At 72.3% G+C, this 23,117-nt stretch carries 22 protein-coding genes; 20 read left to right on the top strand and 2 right to left on the bottom strand.

The features are described from left to right. Positions 1-250: 250 nt before the first annotated feature. The 18 genes from rho to DS079_RS14215 all read left to right on the top strand — a co-directional run bounded on the left by rho (position 251) and on the right by DS079_RS14215 (position 18,698). Positions 251-2,380 (top strand): transcription termination factor Rho, encoded by a 2,130-nt coding sequence (gene rho / locus DS079_RS14130; RefSeq protein WP_126988489.1) that lies wholly within the window; start codon positions 251-253, stop codon positions 2,378-2,380. A 271-nt stretch (positions 2,381-2,651) separates the two neighbouring features. Further along, complete coding sequence (locus DS079_RS14135) at positions 2,652-4,670, top strand: aldo/keto reductase (RefSeq protein WP_126988490.1); 2,019 nt, start codon at positions 2,652-2,654, stop codon at positions 4,668-4,670. Next, positions 4,667-5,647 (top strand): LacI family DNA-binding transcriptional regulator, encoded by a 981-nt coding sequence (locus DS079_RS14140; protein WP_126988491.1) that lies wholly within the window; start codon positions 4,667-4,669, stop codon positions 5,645-5,647. The genes DS079_RS14135 and DS079_RS14140 overlap by 4 nt, the downstream gene beginning before the upstream one ends. A gap of 214 nt (positions 5,648-5,861) precedes the next feature. Continuing rightward, on the top strand, positions 5,862-6,074 hold the full coding sequence (gene rpmE, locus DS079_RS14145; RefSeq protein WP_010549604.1) for a 50S ribosomal protein L31: 213 nt from the start codon (positions 5,862-5,864) through the stop codon (positions 6,072-6,074). A gap of 143 nt (positions 6,075-6,217) precedes the next feature. Further along, positions 6,218-7,354, top strand: coding sequence for a peptide chain release factor 1 (gene prfA, locus DS079_RS14150; protein WP_126988492.1), 1,137 nt, complete (start codon positions 6,218-6,220; stop codon positions 7,352-7,354). Next, on the top strand, positions 7,351-8,349 hold the full coding sequence (gene prmC, locus DS079_RS14155) for a peptide chain release factor N(5)-glutamine methyltransferase (protein ID WP_126988493.1): 999 nt from the start codon (positions 7,351-7,353) through the stop codon (positions 8,347-8,349). The genes prfA and prmC overlap by 4 nt, the downstream gene beginning before the upstream one ends. Then, a complete protein-coding gene (locus DS079_RS14160) occupies positions 8,346-9,395 on the top strand; it encodes an L-threonylcarbamoyladenylate synthase (protein ID WP_126988494.1) in 1,050 nt (349 codons plus the stop codon). The genes prmC and DS079_RS14160 overlap by 4 nt, the downstream gene beginning before the upstream one ends. Beyond that, on the top strand, positions 9,392-10,516 hold the full coding sequence (locus DS079_RS14165) for a glycosyltransferase family 4 protein (protein WP_126988495.1): 1,125 nt from the start codon (positions 9,392-9,394) through the stop codon (positions 10,514-10,516). The genes DS079_RS14160 and DS079_RS14165 overlap by 4 nt, the downstream gene beginning before the upstream one ends. Next, positions 10,500-10,979 (top strand): Cg1360 family ATP-synthase-associated protein, encoded by a 480-nt coding sequence (locus DS079_RS14170; RefSeq protein WP_053917589.1) that lies wholly within the window; start codon positions 10,500-10,502, stop codon positions 10,977-10,979. The genes DS079_RS14165 and DS079_RS14170 overlap by 17 nt, the downstream gene beginning before the upstream one ends. A gap of 133 nt (positions 10,980-11,112) precedes the next feature. Next, the gene (gene atpB, locus DS079_RS14175; RefSeq protein ID WP_241237679.1) at positions 11,113-12,009 is read left to right on the top strand and encodes a F0F1 ATP synthase subunit A; all 897 of its coding nucleotides are present in this window, start codon (positions 11,113-11,115) and stop codon (positions 12,007-12,009) included. Between the two features lie 110 nt (positions 12,010-12,119). Further along, positions 12,120-12,347, top strand: coding sequence for an ATP synthase F0 subunit C (gene atpE, locus DS079_RS14180; protein ID WP_010549597.1), 228 nt, complete (start codon positions 12,120-12,122; stop codon positions 12,345-12,347). Positions 12,348-12,357: 10 nt separating this feature from the next. After that, complete coding sequence (locus DS079_RS14185) at positions 12,358-12,900, top strand: F0F1 ATP synthase subunit B (protein WP_126988496.1); 543 nt, start codon at positions 12,358-12,360, stop codon at positions 12,898-12,900. 9 nt (positions 12,901-12,909) lie between these two features. After that, positions 12,910-13,722, top strand: coding sequence for a F0F1 ATP synthase subunit delta (locus DS079_RS14190; protein WP_126988497.1), 813 nt, complete (start codon positions 12,910-12,912; stop codon positions 13,720-13,722). Between the two features lie 83 nt (positions 13,723-13,805). Continuing rightward, on the top strand, positions 13,806-15,431 hold the full coding sequence (atpA, locus tag DS079_RS14195; protein ID WP_010549594.1) for a F0F1 ATP synthase subunit alpha: 1,626 nt from the start codon (positions 13,806-13,808) through the stop codon (positions 15,429-15,431). A gap of 72 nt (positions 15,432-15,503) precedes the next feature. Beyond that, positions 15,504-16,418: a F0F1 ATP synthase subunit gamma gene (locus DS079_RS14200; protein ID WP_126988498.1), complete on the top strand. Its 915-nt coding sequence runs from the start codon at positions 15,504-15,506 to the stop codon at positions 16,416-16,418. 62 nt (positions 16,419-16,480) lie between these two features. Next, the gene (gene atpD, locus DS079_RS14205; RefSeq protein WP_053917592.1) at positions 16,481-17,953 is read left to right on the top strand and encodes a F0F1 ATP synthase subunit beta; all 1,473 of its coding nucleotides are present in this window, start codon (positions 16,481-16,483) and stop codon (positions 17,951-17,953) included. Then, entirely contained in the window at positions 17,950-18,231 is a 282-nt protein-coding gene (locus DS079_RS14210) for a F0F1 ATP synthase subunit epsilon (protein WP_010549591.1), read from the top strand. Before atpD ends, DS079_RS14210 begins: the two co-directional genes overlap by 4 nt. A gap of 17 nt (positions 18,232-18,248) precedes the next feature. Next, entirely contained in the window at positions 18,249-18,698 is a 450-nt protein-coding gene (locus tag DS079_RS14215) for a DUF2550 family protein (RefSeq protein ID WP_126988499.1), read from the top strand. 86 nt (positions 18,699-18,784) lie between these two features. On the opposite strand, the gene DS079_RS14220 is transcribed toward DS079_RS14215, so the two are convergent. Further along, entirely contained in the window at positions 18,785-20,023 is a 1,239-nt protein-coding gene (locus DS079_RS14220) for an N-acetylglucosamine-6-phosphate deacetylase (protein ID WP_126988500.1), read from the bottom strand. Between the two features lie 34 nt (positions 20,024-20,057). Beyond that, entirely contained in the window at positions 20,058-20,765 is a 708-nt protein-coding gene (nucS, locus tag DS079_RS14225; protein WP_062950313.1) for an endonuclease NucS, read from the bottom strand. 232 nt (positions 20,766-20,997) lie between these two features. On the opposite strand from nucS, the gene DS079_RS14230 reads away from it, so the two are divergent. Next, entirely contained in the window at positions 20,998-21,969 is a 972-nt protein-coding gene (locus tag DS079_RS14230) for a hypothetical protein (protein WP_126988501.1), read from the top strand. Beyond that, a complete protein-coding gene (locus DS079_RS14235) occupies positions 21,966-23,054 on the top strand; it encodes a hypothetical protein (RefSeq protein ID WP_126988502.1) in 1,089 nt (362 codons plus the stop codon). The genes DS079_RS14230 and DS079_RS14235 overlap by 4 nt, the downstream gene beginning before the upstream one ends. Positions 23,055-23,117: the final 63 nt, after the last annotated feature.

A 23,117-nucleotide genomic window follows, 5' to 3' on the forward strand; every position in this document is an offset into this window, starting at 1 on the left:
TCGCTGAGCTGTCTCTCCGAGCAGCGCCGCGCACGGTCCCCGCATCTCCTCGTCGAGATGCCCCACGGGTCCGTTCGCCGCCCTCGACGCGCCCCGAAGCACACCGGCAGGTCGGTCGCGGATGCCCCGCACCGCGGACGAACACCCTGCACGGACCCGCCGCCGCAGCGCCCGGGCACGTTCCCCGGCCCTGAGCGGCATCCAGACCAGACATGAACCGGCGCAGCCGGTTCGACAGGAAGGAACCCGGGTGAACGACACCACCTCCGGCGCGGACCTCGCGGCGAAGAAGCTCCCCGAGCTGCAGGCCATGGCCGCCGAGCGCGGCATCAAGGGGGCCCGGCGACTGCGCAAGGGCGAGCTGATCGAGGCGCTCCGTGGGGGAGCGGTCCCCGCCTCGGCCGGCGCCTCCGCCCCTGCTCAGAGCGCCCCGGCGCCCGCCGCGGAGCCCACCGCTCCCACGTCGTCAGCGTCGACGTCCGCCGCCTCGGCGCCCGCCGATGCCGCCTCCTCCGCTCCCGAGGCCGCCGGCTCGTCCGACGCGACCTCCGAGCGTCCCCGCACCCGCTCCCGCTCGCGCAGCACCCGCGAGGCCTCCGTCCCCGAGGCGACCGCCCCCGATCTGGGCATCGAGCTGCCCGACCGCAGCGCCGCCCGCGAGGACTCCGAGACGCAGCAGGGCGGCCGCGGCCGCCGCGGCGACCAGCAGGACCAGGGCGGGCCCGACCAGCAGAACCGCGACCAGCAGAATCGTGACCAGCAGGGGCGTGATCAGCAGGGTCGTGATCAGCAGAACCGCGACCAGCAGAATCGTGACCAGCAGGGCGGCCGCGACCAGCAGCAGCGCGGCGGCCAGGGCCGTGGCGATCAGCAGAACCGCGACGGTCAGCAGAACCGTGACGGCCACCAGAACCGCGGCCGGCAGAACGAGCAGGGCGGGTCTTCGCGCCGCCGCCTCGAGGACATCGAGCTTCCCGACCGATCGGGCGAGCAGCAGGACGACCAGGGCGGCGACGGCTACGACGACGACCGCCGCGGTCGCTCGCGCAGCCGCAGCCGCTCGCGCGACCGCAAGCGCCGCGGCCGCGGCGGCGAGCAGGGCGGTCAGGGCGGCCAGAACCAGCAGGGCGGTCAGGGCTCGCAGGACGACAACGAGGTCCGCGAGGGCGACGAGCTGATGACCATCGCGGGCATCCTCGACATCCGCGACAACCACGCCTACGTGCGCACCACCGGCTACCTGCCCGGCCCGAGCGACGTCCATGTCACGATGAACCAGGTCCGCAAGTACGGCCTGCGCAAGGGCGATGCCGTGACCGGCCAGGTCAAGGCTCCCCGCGAGGGCGAGGAGCAGCGCGTCGAGCAGGTCCAGCACCACGGCGGCGGCCGCAACCGCCGCGGCAAGGGCGGCCAGAACCAGGGCAAGTTCGCCGCGCTCGTGCAGGTCGACACCGTCAGCGGCATGCCCGTCGAGCGGGCCCGCCAGCGGGTGGACTTCTCCAAGCTCACCCCGCTGTACCCGGACGAGCGTCTGCGCCTGGAGACCGCGCAGAACTCCGTCGCGCCGCGGATCATCGACCTCGTCTCGCCGATCGGCAAGGGCCAGCGCGGTCTCATCGTCGCGCCCCCGAAGGCCGGCAAGACGATCATCATGCAGCAGATCGCCAACGCGATCACCGCGAACAACCCCGAGGTCCACCTCATGGTCGTGCTCGTCGACGAGCGCCCCGAGGAGGTCACCGACATGCAGCGCACGGTCAAGGGCGAGGTCATCGCCTCGACCTTCGACCGCCCCGCCTCGGACCACACCATCGTCGCCGAGCTCGCGATCGAGCGCGCGAAGCGCCTGGTGGAGCTGGGCAAGGACGTCGTGGTGCTGCTGGACTCGCTCACCCGCCTCTCCCGCGCCTACAACCTCGCGGCCCCGGCCTCCGGTCGGATCCTCTCCGGCGGCGTGGACGCCTCGGCGCTGTACCCGCCCAAGCGCTTCTTCGGCGCGGCGCGCAACATCGAGCACGGCGGCTCGCTCACCATCCTCGCCTCGGCGCTGGTGGAGACCGGCTCGAAGATGGACGAGGTGATCTTCGAGGAGTTCAAGGGCACCGGCAACATGGAGCTGCGCCTGTCCCGTCACCTCGCCGACAAGCGGATCTTCCCGGCGGTGGACGTCAACGCCTCCGGCACCCGCCGCGAGGAGGTGCTGATGGGCAAGGATGAGCTCTCGATCATGTGGAAGCTGCGCCGGGTCCTCGGTGCCCTCGAGCAGCAGCAGGCGCTCGAGCTGCTGCTGGAGCGGGTCAAGAAGACCCAGTCCAACACCGAGTTCCTCATGACGGTCCAGAAGAACACCCCGAGCGTGGGGGCGCGCAGCGGCGAATGATCCCGCTGCCGCCACGGCCGACGGACGGGCCGGGAGCGCTGCCCTGCGCAGCGGTCCCGGCCCGTCCGTGCGCGAGCGGTCGTTCCGGGGCGCGCCGTCCCGGCGGGGACGGGCGCATCTGATCCGGCGAGCTCCGGGGAAGCGCTTGTGACCGGTCGTCGGAGCGGCTACCGTAAGGGATAGTGAACGTTCACGACGAGCGGGCCCTCCAGGTCGCTTCGCCGAGCGTCCACGGCCGACGACGCCCGCCCCCATCGAAGGATCCCGCCCCATGAGCACCTCCTCCACCCCGTTCCGCTGGGCCGTCCTCGGCCCCGGGGCGATCGCCCGCCGCTTCGCCTCCCAGCTGCCCGACTCGGAGCACGGCGTCCTCGTCGCCGTCGGCAGCAGCTCGCCCGAGCGGGCCCGCGCCTTCGCGGAGGAGTTCCCGCTCGAAGGGCCCGCGTTCGTGGGCGACTACGAGCAGGTCCTCGCCAGCGACGAGGTCGACGCCGTCTACGTCTCCACCGTGCACACCGGCCACGCCCGTCTCGCCGCCGCCGCCCTCGAGGCCGGCAAGCACGTGCTCGTCGAGAAGCCGCTGACCCCGAACTCCGGCACCACCATGGCGCTGCTCGACCTCGCCGCCCGCTCCGGGAAGGTGCTGCTCGAGGCGTACATGTACCGCTTCCACCCCCAGACCGTGCGGGTCCTCGAGCTCGTGGCCGAGGGCGCGATCGGCGAGCTCGTCCACGTCGACGCCTCCTTCGCCTTCGACACCGGATCCCGCAGCGGCCGCCTCTTCGACACCGCCACTGCCGGCGGCGGGATCCTCGACGTGGGCTGCTACCCGCTCTCGCTCGCCCGCTTCGTGGCCGGCGCCGCCGTGGGCCGTCCCTCCGTCGAGCCCGCCTCGCTCACCGGCCGCGGCACGATCGGGGAGACCGGGGTCGACGAATGGGCCGTCGCCGAGCTGAGCTTCCCCGGCGGCGCGACCGCCTCCCTGCGCACCGGCGTGCGCCTGGCCGATCCGCAGTCCGCGACGATCACCGGCTCCCGCGGCGTGATCCGCCTGTCGGACCCGTGGGGCCTCGGCGAGGAGCAGGTGATCGAGCTCGATGTGGTGGGGGAGGAGCCGCGCCGGCTCGAGATCCCCCGCGCCTCTGCCTACGCGCTGGAGGCCGATGCGCTCGTCCGCGCGGCCCGCAAGGGCGGTGAGGTCCCCGAGCTCACCGCCGAGAACTCCCTCGGCCAGGCCCGGGCCCTGGACGCCTGGCGCGAGGAGCTCTCGCTGCGCTTCCCCTTCGAGGCCGACACCGCCGACATCCCCACCCTCACCGGCCGGCCGCTGCAGGCCGGCAGCGTGCCCACCGGCGCCGGTGTGCCCATGGCCTACGGCAGCATCCCGGGCGTGGACAAGCAGGTCTCCCGCCTCGTGATGGGCTGCGACAACCAGATGAACCTCGCCCACGCCTCGGCGATGTTCGACGCCTTCTTCGAGATGGGCGGCACCACCTTCGACACCGCCTTTATCTACGGCGGCGGGTACATCGAGAAGCTCGTGGGGCAGTGGGTCCGCAATCGCGGCGTGCGCGAGGACGTCGTGATGATCACCAAGGGCGCGCACACCCCGCACTGCGATCCCGAGTCGATCACCCGCCAGCTCGAGGAGTCCCTCGAGCGGCAGGGCACCGACTACGCGGACCTGTACATGATGCACCGCGACAACACCGACATCCCCGTCGGCGAGTTCGTGGACGTCATGGACGAGCACCTGCGCGCGGGCCGGATCCGCGCCTACGGCGGCTCGAACTGGACCCCGGAGCGGGTCGACGAGGCCAACGCCTACGCGAAGGCCAACGGCCGCACGGGCTTCACCATCCTCTCGAACCACTTCGGCCTTGCCGAGGCGCTGGACGTGCCGTGGGCCGGCTGCGTGCACGCCACCGACCCTGACTCCAAGGCCTGGCTCGAGGAGCGGGGCATCGCCCTCCTGCCCTGGTCCTCCCAGGCCAGGGGCTTCTTCACCGGCCGCGCCCACCCCGAGGACCGTTCCGACGCCGAGCTCGTGCGCTGCTACTACAGCGAGGAGAACTTCGAGCGCCTCGCCCGCGCGGAGGAGCTCGGCGCCGAGCGCGGCGTGCCCGCCACCGCGATCGCGCTCGCCTTCGTGCTGCACCAGCAGTTCCCGACCTTCGCTCTGTTCGGGCCGCGCAGCATCGGCGAGATGCGCTCCTCGACCCTCGGACTCGGCGTCGAGCTCAGCGCCCAGGAGATGGCCTGGCTCGACCTGCGCTCCCCGTCCCGATGAGCAGGCAGGGCCGGCGGGCGACGATCATCGACGTCGCCGCCCGCGCCGGGGTCTCGCGGCAGACGGTCTCGCGGGCGCTGAACGACATGCCCGGCATCAGCGGCGAGACTCGCGAGAGGGTGCTCGCCGCGGCGAAGGAGCTGAACTACCGGCCCTCCCGCTTCGGGCGGGGACTGGTCGAGCAGGGACCGACGACGCTCGGCCTCGTCGTCGGCCGGCTCTCGAACACCTACTACGCGGAGCTCGGTGCGGCTGTGGTGCGCGCCTGCGCCCCGCACGGCTGGAACGTCGTCCTGGCCGAGGCGGGCGACGCCCCGCAGCCCGAGAAGGTCGCCGCGGACCTCTCACGTCGCGTGGACGCGCTGGTCGGCTACGGCGTGGCGACCGCCGGGATCCGCGGGGGCGGCATGCCGATCGTGCAGGTCGACGGCACGCCCGAGCAGATCGACCAGGCCGGCGTGCTCGAGCTGCCGCGCACGGAGGCGATGGCGGACCTCGCCGAGCACCTGCGGGAGCGGGGCGTGCGGCGCCCCGTCGTGCTCGACCACGGCACGCGGGAGACCGACGAGCGCACCCGCGCCCTCGTCGGCGCCCTGTCGGGCCTCGTCGTGGGCGGGGAGGTGCCCGTGCGCACCGTCCATCCCCACGAGGGGCACGAGGAGGCGCTGCCGGAGCTCCTCGCCGGGGGCACCGACGCGCTGGTGGCCTTCAACGACGAGCTCGCCGTGCGAATGCTGCGCGCCCTGCGCCGCTCCGGCATCGAGGTGCCCTCCCGCGTGCGCGTGACCGGGGTGGACGGCCTCGAGATCTCGACCCTGGTCTCCCCGGAGCTGACCACGCTCGCCCTCGACATCGACCTCGTCGCCCGGGAGGCCGTCGAGCTGGTCGCCGGGATGCTCGAGGGGACCGTGCCGCTGCGGGGCGAGGAGGCCCACCGCCGGGTCGACTACCGGCTCGTGGTGCGCGAGTCGACCTGAGCGCCCCGCGGGCGGGACTGCACCCGCCCGCGGGCGGGTCTGCAGGGCGGGGCCCCGCGCCCGACGGGCGCATCCGCCCCCGGCTGCTGCGATGTTGCGCACGCCGCACCGCGAGCCCTCGCCCCGCCCCGCCCCGGCGTGGCAGACTGTGACGTCGGTTCTGGTTCACGGCGCCCGCCGGGCGCCGACCCAGCGACCCCGAGCAAGGAGAGACATGAAGGCTGACATCCACCCCGCATACGTCGAGACCCAGGTGACCTGCACCTGCGGCAACACGTTCACCACCCGCAGCACCAAGACCGACGGCGCCATCAGCACCGAGGTCTGCTCCGCGTGCCACCCCTTCTACACCGGCAAGCAGAAGATCCTGGACACCGGCGGCCGCGTCGCCCGCTTCCAGGCCCGCTACGGCAAGAAGAACTCCTGACCGGAGTGTCAGCGGCGAGGGTCACGGCCGCCTGCGCGGCCTGATCCACGCACAGCAGGTCTCCGACGCCGGTGCGCGCCCCAGGGCGTGCACCGGCGTCGTCGCGTGCAGGCGGGATCTGCAGGAACCGGGGAGGAGCACGGATGAGCGAGCACGAGGACGGCGACCGACTGGCCACCCTGCGGCGGGAGCACGCCTCCCTGCAGGCATCGATGGCGGACCCGACGCTGCACGACGACCCGGCCCGGGCCCGTCGCGTCGGCCGACGCTATGCGGAGCTCGAGGGGATCCTGGAGGCCGCGGACCGCGTGTCCTCCACCGCCGAGGACCTCGCCACCGCCCGTGAGCTCGCCGAGCTGGGGGAGGACGACGAGGAGCTCGCCGCCGAGACCGAACGGCTCGCCGAGCGCCTCCGGGCCGAGCGCGCGCACCTCGAGGACCTGCTCGCCCCCCGCGACCCCGACGACTCCCGCGACGTGATCCTGGAGATCAAGGCCGGCGCCGGCGGCGAGGAGTCCGCGCTGTTCGCCGCCGAGATGCTTCGGATGTACCGCTCCTTCGCGGACGCCCGCGGCTGGCGCACCGAGGTGCTGACCTCCTCCGAGACCGAGCTCGGCGGCCTGAAGGACGTCACCGTCGCGATCGCCGCCCGTGGCGCCGGCGCACCGGGAGAGGGCGTCTACGCGCACCTCAAGCACGAGGCCGGGGTCCACCGCGTCCAGCGGGTCCCGGTCACCGAGTCCCAGGGCCGCATCCACACCTCCGCCGTAGGCGTGCTGGTGCTGCCCGAGGCCGACGAGACAGACGAGTCCGAGCTGCTGGCCGAGGCGATGGCGCCCGCGAACCTGCGCATCGACGTCTTCCGCTCCTCCGGCCCCGGCGGCCAGAGCGTGAACACCACCGACTCCGCCGTGCGGATCACGCACGTGCCCACGGGACTGGTGGTCTCCTGCCAGGACCAGAAGAGCCAGCTGCAGAACCGCGAGCAGGCCCTGCGGATCCTGCGCACCCGGCTGCTGGACGCGCGCCGCGCCGAGCAGGAGGCGGCCTCCTCCGCCGCGCGCCGCTCCCAGGTGCGCACCGTCGACCGCAGCGAGCGGATCCGCACCTACAACTTCCCCGAGTCGCGGGTCGCCGACCACCGCACCGGCTACAAGGCGAACAACCTCGCGCAGGTCCTCGCCGGCGACCTCGGCGAGCTGATCGACTCCTCCCGCCGCGCTGAGCGCGAGGCCCGGCTGGCCGAGGCGGCCCGCGAGGGCACGGAGGACCCGGCATGAACGGCACGGCGGAGGGTGCCGAGCAGACCCGGGCCGACGGCGGGAGCCCCGGCGGCCGGGCACCTGGTGGAGAGGCTCCCGGGGGAGGGACCCCCGGAGGACGGACGCGCCTCCGCCTGCGCGCCGCCCTCGCCGGGACCACCGCGCGCCTCGGCGCGGCGGGCGTCCCCGCGCCGAGCGTCGACGCCCGGGCGCTGATCGCCCACGCCGCACGCACGGACCGGCCGCTCGTCCTGCTCGACGAGCTCCCGGAGGACTTCGACGCGCGCCTCGAGGCCGCGACCGCACGGCGCGAGGCGCGCGAGCCGCTGCAGCTGATCCTCGGCAGCGCCCCGTTCCGCCGCCTCGAGCTGCGGGTGCGCCCCGGCGTGTTCATCCCGCGTCCGGAGACGGAGCTCGCCCTGGACCTGCTGCGCGAGCACGCGAGCGGGCCGCTCGAGCAGATCGTGGACCTCTGCACCGGCAGCGGCGCGCTCGGCGCGGCCGTGCTCGACGAGCTGCCCGGCGCCCGCGTGCTGGCGGTCGAGGTCGACGGCGCCGCCGCGGAGCTCGCCGCCGAGAACCTCGAGCTCGCCGGTCCCGGCCGCGGCTTGGTGCTGCACGCCGACCTGCTGGGGGAGGTCCCGGAGCTCGCCGCGGCGGCCCCCGTCGACGCCGTCCTCTCGAACCCGCCCTACATCCCCGCCGGCGCCGTGCCCCAGGACCCCGAGGTCCTCGCGCACGACCCGCACCGCGCCCTCTTCGGCGGGGGAGAGGACGGTCTCGCGGTCCCGCGCGCCGTCGTGGCCTGGGCGGCGCGGCTGCTGCGACCCGGCGGCCTGCTCGTGATGGAGCACGCCGACGTGCAGGGCGGGGCGACGCGCGCCCTCGCCCGCGACCACGGCGGCTTCGAGGGGATCCTCACGGCCCCCGACCTCACCGGACGCGACCGCTTCCTGATCGCGCGCCGTCGTGCATCGGAGTCGCAGGACGGACATGGGAGACTGTCACGGTGAGCGTGCACGACACCCAGAACCCAGAAACCCGCGAGGACGCCCTCGCCGCCGCCGTCGACGCCGTGCGGGGCGGTGGTCTCATCGTCCTGCCGACCGACACCGTCTACGGGATCGGCGCCGATGCGTTCACCCCGCAGGCCGTGCAGGACCTGCTCGAGGCGAAGGGCCGCGGCCGCGACACCCCGCCGCCCGTGCTGATCGGCGACCACGCCGTGCTGATGGCGCTGGCGACCGACCTGCCCGAGTACGTCGAGGACCTCGCCGAGGCGCTCTGGCCCGGTGCGCTGACCATCATCCTCACCGCCCAGCCCTCGCTCACCTGGGACCTGGGCGAGACCCGCGGCACCGTCGCCCTGCGCATGCCGGAGGACGAGACCGCCCTCGAGCTGCTGCGCCGCACCGGCCCGCTCGCCGTCTCCAGCGCGAACCGCCACGGCAAGCCGGCGGCGACCTCCGTGATCGACGCCGCGACCCAGCTCGGCGACGCGGTCGAGGTGTACCTCGACGGGGGCGCAGCCCGGATCGGCGCGAGCTCCACGATCCTCGACGCCACCGTCACGCCTGCCGAGATCGTGCGCGAGGGCGCCATCACGAAGCAGCAGATCATCGACGTGGTCGGCGACATCTTCACCGCCCCCGAGCCCGAGCCCTCCCAGCAGGAGGCCGAGGACGCGGCAGGGGCGCAGGGCGAGGACGGCGAGTCCGGGACCTCGACGGAGAGCGCCGAGGGCGCCTCCGACGCGGCGCCCGACGGCGAGGCCGACGGGGACGCCCCCTCCGTCCTCGACCTGCCCTCCGAGCCCGAGCTCGAGAGCGTTCCGCAGGGCCCGGCCGAGACGCCGCTGGCCGCTCCCGGCGAGGACGCCGCCGCGCCGTCGGACGTCGCGTCCTCCACCTCCGACCCCTCGACCGCTGAGGCCTCGACCGCCGGATCCTCGGACTCCGGGTCCCCGACCTCCGAGCCCTCGACCTCCGGGTCGACGACCGCCGCGCCGGAGGACCGGCCGGACGACGGCCCCGCCCGCCCGGAGCACATGCCCGGGTGAGGATCTACCTGTTCCTGCTGCTGCTCGCGGCGGCGGTCACCTTCCTGGTGACGCCCGCGGTGCGGCTGCTGGCCCGGCGCGCCGGGGCGATGACCGCGGTGCGGGAGCGCGACGTCCACGACGCCGTCACCCCGCGCCTGGGAGGGCTGGCGATGCTCGCCGGCGTGGTCGCCGCGATGCTGATCGCGAGCAACGTGCCCTTCCTCGAAGGACTCTTCCACGACTCCCGCCAGCCCTGGGCGATCCTCTCCGCCGCGGCGCTGGTGTGCCTGCTCGGCGCGGCCGACGACCGCTGGGACCTCGACTGGATGACCAAGCTCGCCGGCCAGGTGCTCGCCGCGCTGCTGCTCGCCTGGCAGGGGGTGAGCCTGGTGACCCTCCCGATCAACGGGATGACCGTCCTGTCGGGGCGCGCGGCCCTGATCCTCACGGTCCTCGTGGTGGTGGTCAGCATGAACGCCGTGAACTTCGTCGACGGCCTGGACGGCCTCGCTGCCGGGGTGATGGCGATCGGCGGCTCCGCCTTCTTCTACTACGCGTACATGCTCACGCGCGACACCTCGGCCTCCGACTACTCCTCGCTCGCCGCGCTGCTGACCGCCGTGATGATCGGGGCCTGTCTGGGCTTCCTGCCGCACAACCTCACCCGGGCCCGGATCTTCATGGGGGACTCGGGCTCGATGCTGCTGGGCCTGCTGCTCGCGGCCTCCACCATCGCCGTCACCGGCCAGGTCGACCCCGTGACCCTCTCCGGCGCAGACTTCTTCGGCCAGTTCCTGCCGATCCTGCTGCCGATCGGCGTGATGGTGATCCCCATCCTCGACTTCGGCCTCGCCGTGGTGCGACGGATCGGCTCGGGGAAGTCCCCCTTCCACGCCGACAAGGCGCACCTGCACCACCGCCTGCTGGGCCTGGGGCACTCCAAGCGCACCGCGGTGCTGATCATGTACACCTGGACGATCGTGATCTGCGCGGGCCTGCTGCTCCCGCTGATGGCCCCGCGGCACGTGGTCGGGATCTTCTGGGCGATCGGGATGCTCCTGGCCGTCCTGCTCACCTTCGACCCGCTCAGATGGCGGCCCGGCCGCCACCGGAAGGACTCCGATGCCCGCTCAGCCTGAGACCCCCGCCTCCTCGAGCCCGCGCTCCCCGCGGCGGGCCGCGAGCGACCGCTCCATGCAGCGCGCGACGCTGATCGCCGCCGGCGTCGGCCTGGTCGCCGATCTCGTCCTGCTCGCGATCGCGGCGATCCGCCCCGAGAGCGCCGCCCTGTTCGGCGCGCTGGTGGGCACCGGGCTCACCCTGGCGATCGTCCTCCCGACCGTCGCGATCACCTTCGCCGGGCCCCGCCTCACGCCGGTGAGCATGGCCGCGACCGTGCTGGGCTCCTGGGCGGTCAAGATGTTCGCTGTGATCCTGGTCCTACTGCTGGTCAGGGACGTCGAGTCCGTCTCGAGCACATGGATCGGGCTCGCACTGCTGGTCGGTGCGGTCTCGGCCGTCCTCATCGAGGCCGTGGTGCTGGCCCGTACTCGGCAGCCGCTCGATGTGGACCCTGCCGCGAGCCCCGACGAGCACTCCTAGGACCCAGGCCGGAAGGCGATCCTCTGTTATGCTTCACGAGGTGTTCGAGCGCTGATCACGGAGCATAACCGGGAGCGGGCAGAGCACTGATCGACCAGCCAGGCCGCCCCGTCCACGTCCATCGTTGGACACCATGGAGGCCGCATCCGGGACGGCACCGATCGAGAATGACACCGAGGCACGGCACCCCGCTGTCGGCCCCAGACCACGGGAGATCGAGCTGAACACCGCAGACCTCAGTCCCACGCTGCACGCCGAGGAAGACTCGTTCTTCCACATCCCGACGCTGGGTGACTTCTTCCCCGACGCGATCCTCTTCGAAGGCACCGTCTTCGAGTTCAACCGGGTCCAGCTCGTGCGTCTCATCGTGCTTGCGGCCGTGCTCATCTTCATGTGCATCGTCGCCTCGCGCGCAAAGCTGGTCCCCGGCCGGGTCCAGAGTGCGGTCGAGCTCGTCATCGACTTCGTCAACAACAACATCATCGCGAACACGCTGGGCCTGAAGGACGGCAAGCGCTTCGCCCCGATGCTGATCACGATGTTCGTGTTCATCTTGTCGATGAACCTCGCCGGAGTCGTCCCCGGCCTCAACCTCGCCGGGACCTCGGTCATCGGCCTGCCGCTGCTGATGGCGCTGTGGACCTTCGTGACCTACGTGGGCGCCGGCATCCGCAAGCACGGCTTCCTCGGCTACCTCCGCGCCGAGACGATGCCCCCCGGCATCCCGTGGCCGATCTACATCCTGCTGATCCCGATCGAGCTGCTCCAGGTCGTCGTGATCCGCTGGGCCTCACTGACCATCCGACTGCTGGCGAACATGGTCGCCGGGCACATGATGATCGTGGTGTTCATCGGCATGACCCACGCGCTGCTGTTCTCGGGCGACTGGCTGATCGCGATCTCGCCCTTCGCCGGCGCGATGGCGATCGGGATCTACGGATTCGAGATCTTCGTGGCCGCGCTGCAGGCCTTCATCTTCACGATGCTGACCGCCGTGTACATCCAGCTCGCCACCTCCGACGAGCACTGACCCCCGCTGCGGCGGCAGGTCACCCGGCCCCGCCGAGCGGTCCCCGACCTTCCCGACCCCCAAGAACCTGATCGTCGCCCCCAGCGCGGCACAACGAAAGGAAACACCCCATGGAGTCCACCATCCTCGCTGAGGTGACCGGCAACATCGCGACCCTCGGATACGGCCTCGCCGCGATCGGCCCGGGCATCGGCCTCGGCATCCTCGTCGGCAAGACCGCCGAGGCGCAGGCCCGTCAGCCCGAGATGCGCTCGCAGCTGCAGACCACCATGCTGATCGGTGTGGCCTTCACCGAGATCCTCGCGCTGCTGGCGATCGTCACCGGCCTGATCTTCTGAGGCAGAATCCATGATTCTTGCCGAAGAAGACACCGTACCCGGCTGGCGGCTGCTCATCCCGCTCCCGGAGGAGATCGTCTGGTCGGCGATCTTCCTGCTGATCTTCGCGGGCGTCTTCATGAAGTTCGTGCTCCCGCGCATGAACGCCGTGCTCGACGAGCGCAGCGAGAAGATCGAGGGCGGCATCCGACATGCGGAGCAGGTCCAGGAGCAGGCCGACCAGCTCAGGAACGACCAGGAGCAGGAGCTCGCGGCGGCGCGTCAGGAAGCCGCTGCGATCCGCGAGAAGGCCCGCGCCGACGGCCAGAAGATCGTCGACGAGGCCCGCGCCCGTGCCGAGGCGGAGAACGAGCGCGTGCTCTCCGCAGGACGCCAGCAGCTGAACGCCGAGCGGGTCGCCGCCTCGACGGAGCTGCGCGGCGAGGTGGGAAACCTCGCCAGCGATCTCGCCTCGAAGATCGTCGGGGAGTCCCTCACCGACGACGAGCGCTCCCGCCGTGTGATCGACCGGTTCCTGGACGACCTCGAGTCGAGCCAGACCACCACCCGATAAGGACCCGTGATGCGAGGAACCTCCTCCACCTCCTTCGCCGAGGTGCTCCGACAGGCAGAGGCCGCCCCCGCGGCCGACGCCGTGCCGGAGACCGAGGCCGAGGAGCTGTTCTCGGTGGCCGATGCCATCGATTCCAGCAACCAGCTGGTGCGCATGCTCTCCGATGCCGGCCGCCCCGCGGCCGTCAAGGAGGCCGCCGTGCGCTCGCTGTTCGACGGCCGGGTCGGGCCCCGCACCCTCGAGCTCGCGCTCGAGGTCGTGCGGCGGCGCTGGTCCGAGCAGGAGGACATCCTCGACGCCCTCGAGCTGCTCGGGGTCTCGACCCTCCTCGACCTCGCCCTGCGCGAGGGAGTGCTGGAGCAGATCGAGGGGGAGCTCTTCCAGGCCTCCCGCCTGATCGACGGCAGCGGGGACCTCACCTCGGCCCTCGACGGGGCTCGGGACGAGCCCGCTCGTCGGGCGGTGCTGCTGCGCCGGCTGCTGGAGGGCCGCGTGCACCCGCTCACGGTCATCCTCGCGGCGCGCGCGGTCGGACGTCGCAGCGAGCTCAAGCCGGCCCGTCGTGTCGAGGAGTTCGCTCGGTTCGCCGCGGACCGTCGCCGGCGCGCCTTCGCGGAGGTCGCCAGCGCCGTCCCGCTGAACGAATCGCAGCAGGCCCGCCTCTCCGCGGTCCTGGCCGGCATCTACGGCCGTGAGGTGCAGCTGAACCTCCAGGTCGACCCGGAGGTCGTCGGCGGGCTCCGGATCCAGGTCGGCGACGACCTCTACGACGCCACCGTGCTGGCCAGGCTCTCGCGGGCCCGGTCCTCGCTCGTGGCCTGAACCAGCCCTCGACGCCCCGGCGTCCCCCAGCACTGACCAGACACTCCCCATCGCGGGGAGACCGAGAGGAAGCGAAGCACCAGATGGCGGAGCTCACGATCAGCCCGGAGGAGATCCGGAACGCCCTGGACACCGCAGTGTCCACCTACCAGGCAGGCGCCACCGAGCGCGAGGAGATCGGCCGCGTGAGCGAGGCCGCCGACGGCATCGCGCGCGTCGAGGGCCTCCCGAACGTCATGGCCAACGAGCTCGTCCGCTTCGAGGACGGCACCCTCGGCCTCGCCCTGAACCTCGAGCTGCGCGAGGTCGGCGTCGTCGTCCTCGGCGAGTTCAGCGGCATCGAGGAGGGTCAGCAGGTCCGCCGCACCGGCCAGGTGCTCTCGGTCCCCGTCGGCGACGGCTACCTCGGCCGCGTCGTGGACCCGGTCGGCGCCCCGATCGACGGCCTCGGCGAGATCGAGACCGTCGGCCGCCGCGCCCTCGAGCTGCAGGCGCCCGGCGTCATGCAGCGCAAGGCCGTCAAGGAGCCGATGCAGACCGGTCTGAAGGCCATCGACGCGATGACCCCGATCGGCCGCGGCCAGCGTCAGCTGATCATCGGCGACCGCCAGACCGGCAAGACCGCGATCGGCATCGACACGATCCTGAACCAGAAGGCCAACTGGGAGTCCGGCGACCCCTCGAAGCAGGTGCGCTGCATCTACGTCGCCGTCGGCCAGAAGGGCTCGACCATCGCCTCGGTGCGCGCCACCCTCGAGGAGGCCGGCGCGCTGGAGTACACCACGATCGTGGCCGCCCCCGCCTCGGACCCCGCGGGCTTCAAGTACATCGCCCCCTACACCGGCTCGGCCATCGGCCAGCACTGGATGTACGAGGGCAAGCACGTCCTGATCGTCTTCGACGACCTCTCGAAGCAGGCCGAGGCCTACCGCGCCGTGTCGCTGCTGCTGCGCCGCCCGCCGGGCCGCGAGGCGTACCCCGGCGACGTGTTCTACCTGCACTCCCGCCTCCTCGAGCGCTGCGCCAAGCTCAGCGACGAGATGGGCGGCGGCTCGATGACCGGCCTGCCGATCATCGAGACCAAGGCGAACGACGTCTCGGCCTACATCCCGACCAACGTCATCTCGATCACCGACGGCCAGTGCTTCCTGCAGTCGGACCTGTTCAACGCGAACCAGCGCCCGGCGGTCGACGTCGGCATCTCGGTCTCCCGCGTCGGCGGCTCCGCGCAGACGAAGGCCATGAAGGCGGTCTCGGGCACCCTGAAGCTCTCGCTCGCGCAGTTCCGCGACCTCGAGGCCTTCGCGATGTTCGCCTCCGACCTCGACGCGGCCTCGAAGCAGCAGCTGCACCGCGGCGCTCGCCTGATGGAGCTGCTCAAGCAGTCGCAGTACTCGCCCTTCCCGATGGAGGAGCAGGTCGTCTCGATCTGGGCGGGCACCAAGGGCAAGTTCGACGACGTCGAGGTCGAGGACGTCCGCGACTTCGAGGCCCAGCTGCTGGAGCACCTGCGCCACAACGGGGGCGTGCTCGAGACCATCCGCACCACCGGCAAGTTCGAGTCCTCGACCGAGGAGGAGCTCTCGAGCATCCTCGACCAGGTCAAGCAGGACTTCCTGGCCGGGAAGGGCGAGGGCGCCGCGCGCACCGACGAGAACGGGCGCTTGGACGCCGGCGAGATCGAGCAGGAGCAGATCGTCCGAGGCTGATGCGAGCTGCCGCCGCCCCGCACGGGGCGGCGGCACCCGCCGGCCACGCACCGATCTCGCACGAGGAGAGCAATGGGAGCCCAGCAGAGGGTATACAAGCAGAGGATCCGCTCCGCCCAGGGGATGAAGAAGATCTTCAAGGCCAAGGAGATGGTCGCGGCCTCGCGCATCGCCAAGGCGCACGCCAGGGTGGAGGCGACCACGCCGTACGCCGAGGCGCTCACCCGCGCGATCGGCTCGGTGGCGACGCACTCCACGGAGATCTCGCACCCGTTCCTGGACAGCGAGCGGCACGAGACCGGCCGCGTCGGCATCCTGATGATCACCGCGGACCGAGGCATGACCGGCCCCTACTCGCACAACGTGATCCGGGCCGCCGAGCAGCTGGCCAACACGCTGCGCGACGAGGGCAAGACCCCCGTGATGTACGTCGTCGGCCTCAAGGGCGAGTCGTACTACCGGTTCCGCAACCGGCCCCCGCACCGCGCGTGGACGCCGTACAAGGAGAACGAGATCCCGGAGCTCGGGCGGGAGATCGCCTCGGTGCTCACCGACGACCTCCTCACCGAGGACCCTGAGGTCCACCTCGATGAGATGTACGTGGTCGGCACCCGCTTCGAGTCCCGGTTCCTCCAGCGCACCACGTCCGTCCGCATGGTGCCGATGGGCCTGGTCGAGGCGGGCGCCGAGCAGGACGCGCCTACCTACCCGCTCTACGAGTTCGTGCCGGACGCGGACGCGGTGATCGAGGAGCTGCTGCCCCGGTACATCCGCTCGCGCATCACCAACATCCTGCTGCAGGCGATGGCCTCCGAGCACGCCTCCACGCAGCGTGCGATGAAGACCGCGACCGACAACGCCCAGACGCAGATCGACAAGTTCACCCGGCTGGCGAACTCCGCCCGCCAGGCGGAGATCACCCAGGAGATCACGGAGATCGTCGGCGGCGCCGACGCGCTCTCGGGATCCGGCCGCACCGAACGCTGAGACATCCGCCGACACATTGTGGCCGACCCCGCCCCAGCGTCGGCTCGACATGGAGAGAACACATGACCACCACCACTGACAGCCAGGCCCCCGTCGCCTCGGCGCCGACCGCCACCGGGCGCGTCGCGCGCGTCACCGGCGCCGTCGTCGACATCGAGTTCCCCCCGGGGAACATCCCCGACCTCTACAACGCGCTGACCATCCAGATCGAGGACACCGGCTCGGGCCTCGAGGCGTCGACCCTGACCCTCGAGACCGCCCAGCACCTCGGCGACGGCATGGTGCGCGGCATCGCGCTGAAGCCCACCGACGGCGTGGTCCGCGGCCAGGCCGTGACCGACACGGGCGCCCCGATCTCGGTGCCGGTCGGCGATGCGACCCTCGGCACCGTGTTCGACGTGATCGGCACCCCGCTGAACAAGCCCGCCGATCAGCTGCAGATCTCCGAGCGCTGGCCCATCCACCGCAAGGCACCGAACTTCGACCAGCTCGAGTCGGCCACCCAGATGTTCGAGACCGGTATCAAGTCGATCGACCTGCTCACCCCCTACGTCAAGGGCGGCAAGATCGGCCTGTTCGGCGGCGCGGGCGTGGGCAAGACGGTGCTCATCCAGGAGATGATCTACCGCGTGGCCAACAACCACGACGGCGTGTCGGTGTTCGCGGGCGTCGGCGAGCGCACCCGTGAGGGCTGGGACCTCATCGAGGAGATGACCGAGTCCGGCGTCATCGAGAAGACCGCCCTGGTCTTCGGCCAGATGGACGAGCCGCCGGGCACCCGTCTGCGCGTCGCGCTCTCGGCCCTGACCATGGCCGAGTACTTCCGCGACGAGCAGGCGCAGGACGTGCTGCTGTTCATCGACAACATCTTCCGCTTCACCCAGGCGGGCTCCGAGGTCTCCACCCTGCTGGGCCGCATGCCCTCCGCGGTGGGCTACCAGCCGAACCTGGCCGACGAGATGGGCGTGCTCCAGGAGCGCATCACCTCGACCCGCGGCCACTCGATCACCTCGATGCAGGCGATCTACGTCCCGGCCGACGACTACACCGACCCGGCCCCGGCGACGACCTTCGCCCACCTCGACGCCACCACGGAGCTCTCGCGAGAGATCGCCTCGCGCGGCCTCTACCCGGCGATCGATCCGCTGGCCTCGACCTCGCGGATCCTCGACCCCCGCTACGTGGGCCAGGACCATTACGACACCGCGGTGCGCGTGAAGCAGATCCTCCAGCGCAACAAGGAGCTGCAGGACATCATCGCGATGCTTGGCGTGGACGAGCTGTCCGAGGAGGACAAGGTCATCGTCTCGCGGGCACGCCGCATCCAGCAGTTCCTCTCGCAGAACACCCACCTCGCCAAGCAGTTCACCGGCGTGGACGGCTCGGACGTCCCCATGAAGGACACCATCGAGGGCTTCAAGGGCATCTGCGACGGCGAGTTCGACCACATCACCGAGTCGGCCTTCTTCAACGTGGGCGGCATCGACATGGTGCTGGAGAACCAGCACCGCATCGACAAGGAGCTCGGCGCGTGAGTGCGCTCGAGGTCACCTTCGTCACCGCCGACCGGACCGTCTGGACCGGGCAGGCCTCGCAGGTGGTCGTGCCCGCGATCGACGGCTCGATGGGCATCCTGCCGCAGATGCAGCCGACGCTCGCGATCCTCGGCGACGGCGTGGTGCGGATCCACGACCTGGACGGCCATGTCGACGAGCGCTCAGTGTCGGGCGGCTTCGTCTCCGTGGACTCGGACGTCGTGACCATCGGCGTCGACGATGCGGAGGCCCAGGCGCCGCACGCCGACCGGATCTGAGCGGCGGCGCATCGCAGATGGACGACAAGGGCATCCCGATCCTCCTGGTGGGGGTCGGGATGCTCGTCGTTCTGGTGGTGCTCGCCGCGCTGCTGGTCGCTCAGCGCCAGGTGCTGGGCTCGCGCAGCCGTGGCGCCTTCGAGTGCTCGCTGCAGCGGCGGGGGATCGTGGGCGGTGAGCGCTGGCAGCACGGCATGATGCGTTTCGGCACCGACCGCCTGCGCTGGTTCCGTGCGTTCTCGGTGCGGATCGGTCCCGAGGTGGTGATCCGCCGCGGTGAGATCGTCGAGGTGAACCGGCGCCGGCTCCCGGCCCGTGTCGAGGGCGGCCAGGAGGCCTACCTCCTCGAGTTCACCCTGCTCGACCTCCGCGAGGTCCACGCGATCGTCGACCTCGTCCCGGGCGCGGCGCTGAACTCCTGGCTCGAGGCCGCACCGACGGGGCTCGTCATCGGCGACGCGGACTGAGCCGAGCGGTCGGCGACGGGCCGGGCGGACTCGGGCGGCGCCGGGCCCGGACCACCGGGCCGGACGGAGCCCTGGCAAGCCCGGCCTCAGACCTCGCGGCCGCCCCGCAGCACCGTGACCGGGCGCAGCGCCCGGTCCACCATCAGCACATCGGCCCGTCGACCGGCGGCGAGGGAACCGATCTCGTCCTCGAGCCCCAGCACCCGGGCAGGGACGGTCGAGGCCGCGCGGACCGCGGCGACCAGCTCGACGCCCGCCTCGAGCACCGCATGGCGCAGCACCTCGACGAGGTGCGCGGTCCCGCCCGCGATCGCCCCGCCCTCGGTGAGCGTGGCGACGCCCTCGGCGACGGTCACGTCGAGCGCCCCGAGCCGGTAGCGGCCGTCGGCCATCCCGGCGGCGGCCATCGCGTCGGTGACCAGCACGACGCAGTCCTCCGCGGCGATCGAGAAGACGTGCGCGACGGTGCGCGCATCGAGGTGCACGCCGTCGGCGATCACCTCGACCACCATCTCCCCGCGCGAGGCGGCATCGAGTGCCGCGAGGGCCGGGCCCGGGTCGCGGTGGTGGATCGGGCGCATCCCGTTGAAGAGATGGGTCGCCGTGGGCAGCGGGGAGCGCCCGCGGCGGCGACGCAGCGCCGCGATCGAGCGGTCGACGGCGCGGGCCATCTCCGCGCTGCCGCCGTCGGTGTGGCCGAGCGAGGGGACGGCGCCGCTGCTCGCGAGCGCGTCGATCACCTCGTCGGCCCCGGCGGCCTCGGGGGCGACGGTCATCGTCGCGAGAGCGCCGCCGGCGATCTCGGCGAGCTCGCGCACCAGCGCCGGGTCGCCGTCCGTGAGATGGGCGGGGTTCTGCGCCCCGCGGCGGGCCTCCGAGAGGAAGGGGCCCTCGAGGTGGATCGCGGCGATCTCCCCGTCGCGATGGAGACCGGCGAGCTGGGCGACCTTCTCGCGCAGAGTCGCGGCGTCGGCGGTGACGAGGGAGGCGACGAGGGAGGTGGTGCCGTGCCGGCGGTGCTCGAGGACGGCCGTGAGCATCTCCTCGGCGCCCTCGGAGTCGGGGAAGGAGGCGCCACCGCCGCCGTGGCAGTGCAGGTCCACCAGCCCCGGCAGGATCAGCCCGTCGTGCTCGAGGACGCGGCTGTCCTCGGGAAGGAGCTCGGCGGGCGCGTGGGCGGCGGGGCCGGCCCAGAGGATCCGCTCCCCGGCGCAGAGCACCAGGGCGTCGGGGACCAGCCCCTGCTCGAGCACGGCGGTGCCGCGCAGGGCGAGGTCGGCGGTCGGCGCGGAGAGGTCGGTCGGCACGGGCACGTCGGTGGGCATGCGCACTCCCGGGGTGGATCGAAGGGGATGGGGCTCAGAACAGGCGCGACTCCGCGTCGTCGATGCCGCGCAGGGCGTCGTAGTCGAGGGTGACGCAGTCGATGCCGCGATCGCCGGCCAGCACCTTCGCCTGCGGCTTGATGGCCTGGGCGGCGAAGATGCCGCGCACGGGGGCGAGCAGCGGGTCGCGGTTCAGCAGCTCGAGATAGCGGGTGAGCTGCTCGACGCCGTCGATCTCGCCGCGGCGCTTGATCTCGATTGCGACGGTGCCGCCGTTCTCGTCGCGGGCGAGGATGTCCACGGGGCCGATCGCGGTGAAGTACTCGCGGCGCACCAGCGACCAGCCGTCGCCGAGCGTCTCGATGTTCTCGGCGAGGAGCGCCTGCAGATGCGCCTCCACGCCGTCCTTCTGCAGGCCGGGGTCGACGCCGAGCTCGTGGGAGGAGTCCTCGAGCACCTCGTGCAGCCGCACCCGGAGGCGATCGCCGGACTTGTCGTGGACCACGTCCCACTGCTCGATCCAGTCGCCCTCGGGATCGGACTCCGCCTCGGCGTCGTCACGGCGCGAGGTGGTCAGCGTGCAGGGCGGGCTCATCCAGTTCAGGGGTTTGTAGCTCCCGCCGTCGGAGTGCACGAGCACGCTTCCGTCGGCCTTGACGATCAAGAGCCGGGGAGCGAGCGGCAGGTGGGCGGTGAGTCGACCGGTGTAGTCGACGGAGCAGCGGGCAACGACGAGACGCACCCCGACAGGGTACGACACCTGCGGCGGGCCTCTGCCGACGCGGCGGGGCGCGCCGGGAGCCGCGGCGAGGGAGCGGCCCGGCGCCGGTGAGAGGGCGATGAGAGGGGTGTGAGAGGTGCTTCACCCCGGGTGCCCATGCTCACGGAGGCCTGGTCGCCGACGCGCCGTGCTCGTATCGTGGAGCGGTCCCGTGTCCGGGGCCTGGCGGCCCCCATCGAAGGAGCAATCCACCGTGCAACGACTCCTGGCCGTCCTGCTGGTCCTGATCGGACTGATCGGGCTCGTGCTCGGCCGTCTGGGCGAGACCACCTGGGCCCCCGAGACCGAGACCACCGCCACGGCGACCCTGGAGGATCCGGGTCCCGCCGTCGTGATCGACCCGGGTGTGCTCTACGTGGGCGGCGAGAAGGGGGAGGTCGTGATCGAGGGCGCCTCCGACGTCTCCGTGATCACCGCCTCGAACAGCGACATCGACGCCTATCTCGAGGGCGTCCACCACACCCGCGTCACCGGCGCCTCCGACTGGAGCACGTTGAGCACCGAGGACGTCGAGCCCGACGGCGCCGCGGAGATCTCCGACCCGACCGGCTCGGACCTCTGGCGCTCCGTGGACACCTCCGCCAGCCCCTACACCCTGGACATCGGCGAGTTCTGGGCCGCGGAGAACGGCGAGAACGAGCAGGTCTACCGCTCCCTGCTGATCGTCACCGACGGCACCGCCGCCGGCGCCGACAAGATCTCGATCACCTGGCCGGTGGACGACGAGAACGAGTGGGTGCCCTACGCCTACGCCGGCGGCGCCGCGATCGCCGTGATCGGCCTGGTGCTCCTGGTCGTCTCGATCGGCCGCCGCGGCGACGAGGACGAGGGCGAGCTGCTCGAGGAGCCCCAGGAGGCGCGCTCGAGCGCGGCGCGCACGTCGCTCGCCACGGGCGGCGCCGCAGCCGGGGCCGCGGCGGGCGGCCTCTCCCAGGACCGGGACGGCTCCAACGCCGACGCCGACAGCTCCGACGCTCCCCGCGCGGAGGACCCCCTGGACGCCCCCGGCGCCCGCGAGGTCGGCGAGCAGAGCGTGTGGTCCATCGGCGACAGGGCCGACGACGCGGGGACCGGCGCCGACGGCACCGCCTCCGACGCCGGCTCCGACGGCGGCTCCCCGGGCGCGGACCCCTCCGGCGACGACGCGGACCAGGAGCGACGATGACCCCCCAGACGCTGCGCGGCACCGCGCGGAAGGACACCGTGATGAGCACTCGACCCGTCGGCCGCCGTGGCCTCCTGCTCGGAGCCGGTGGCGTGCTCGCCACCGGACTGCTCGCCGCCTGCGGCTCCGAGCCCTCCGCACCGCCCGCGCCGCCCACCGGCAAGCAGCTCGCCGAGCCCACGCCCGTGCAGACCACCGAGCAGATCGAGGAGATCGTGCCCGAGGTCAACGCCGCCGTGGTCGCGGCAGACGAGGCGAAGGACGCCGCGAAGCTCGCCCCGCGCGTCTCCGGCTCCGCCGCGGAGTTCCGCAAGGCCGTCTACGGCCTGATCGAGAAGGCCCCCGAGTGGGCCGAGGACCTCAAGGTCCCCGGCGCCGGGACGATCGTGCCCATGAGCTCGGTCAGCGCCGAGTTCCCGCGCGTCGCGATCGCGCTGGTCGAGGACTCCGTGCAGGACGGCGTGCCGTACTTCCTGGCGATGCAGCAGAAGGACGCGAAGTCCGGCTACACCGCCTGGGGCTGGGCCCAGCAGGCGGTCGGCGTGGACATGCCCACCGTCCCCAACGCCGTGGTCGGCTCCGAGGCGCTCACCGCCGACGCCGAGGGCCTGGTCATGACCCCGGCGCAGGCGCTCGAGCTCTACGCGAAGGTGCTCACCGACGGCGACGCCGCGGACCCCGACGACAAGCTCGCCGCGAACCCCTTCCAGACCGGCACGCACGAGCGCATCCAGGCCGAGCGCAAGGAGCTGAACAAGGGCGTGGAGTGGGACGAGGCCGGCACCATCCGCGAGACCTACTCCGTGCGGGACGGCGAGCTCGCGGGCCTGCGCACCGAGGACGGCGGCGCGATCGTGATGGCGACGCTGATGTCCTCGCGCAAGGTCGCGATCAAGGACGGCGCGACCATGCGCTACGCGGAGGACAACAAGTACACCAAGGTGATCGGCACACGCGAGTTCACCAAGCAGTACGTGCGCGAGTTCGGCACCCACGTGGCGCTCTACATCCCCTCGGCCGACGCCGGGGGCCAGGTCCAGCCGATCGGCGCGACCCAGACCGCGCTCGCCGCCAGCGGGGAGTGACCCCGCCGGCGGTGACGCCCGCGAGAACGTGCGGCCGCGGGGCCGTGATCCGCGTCCGGTCCC

Source organism: Brachybacterium paraconglomeratum, from assembly GCF_003994255.1.
GTDB lineage: Bacteria > Actinomycetota > Actinomycetes > Actinomycetales > Dermabacteraceae > Brachybacterium > Brachybacterium conglomeratum.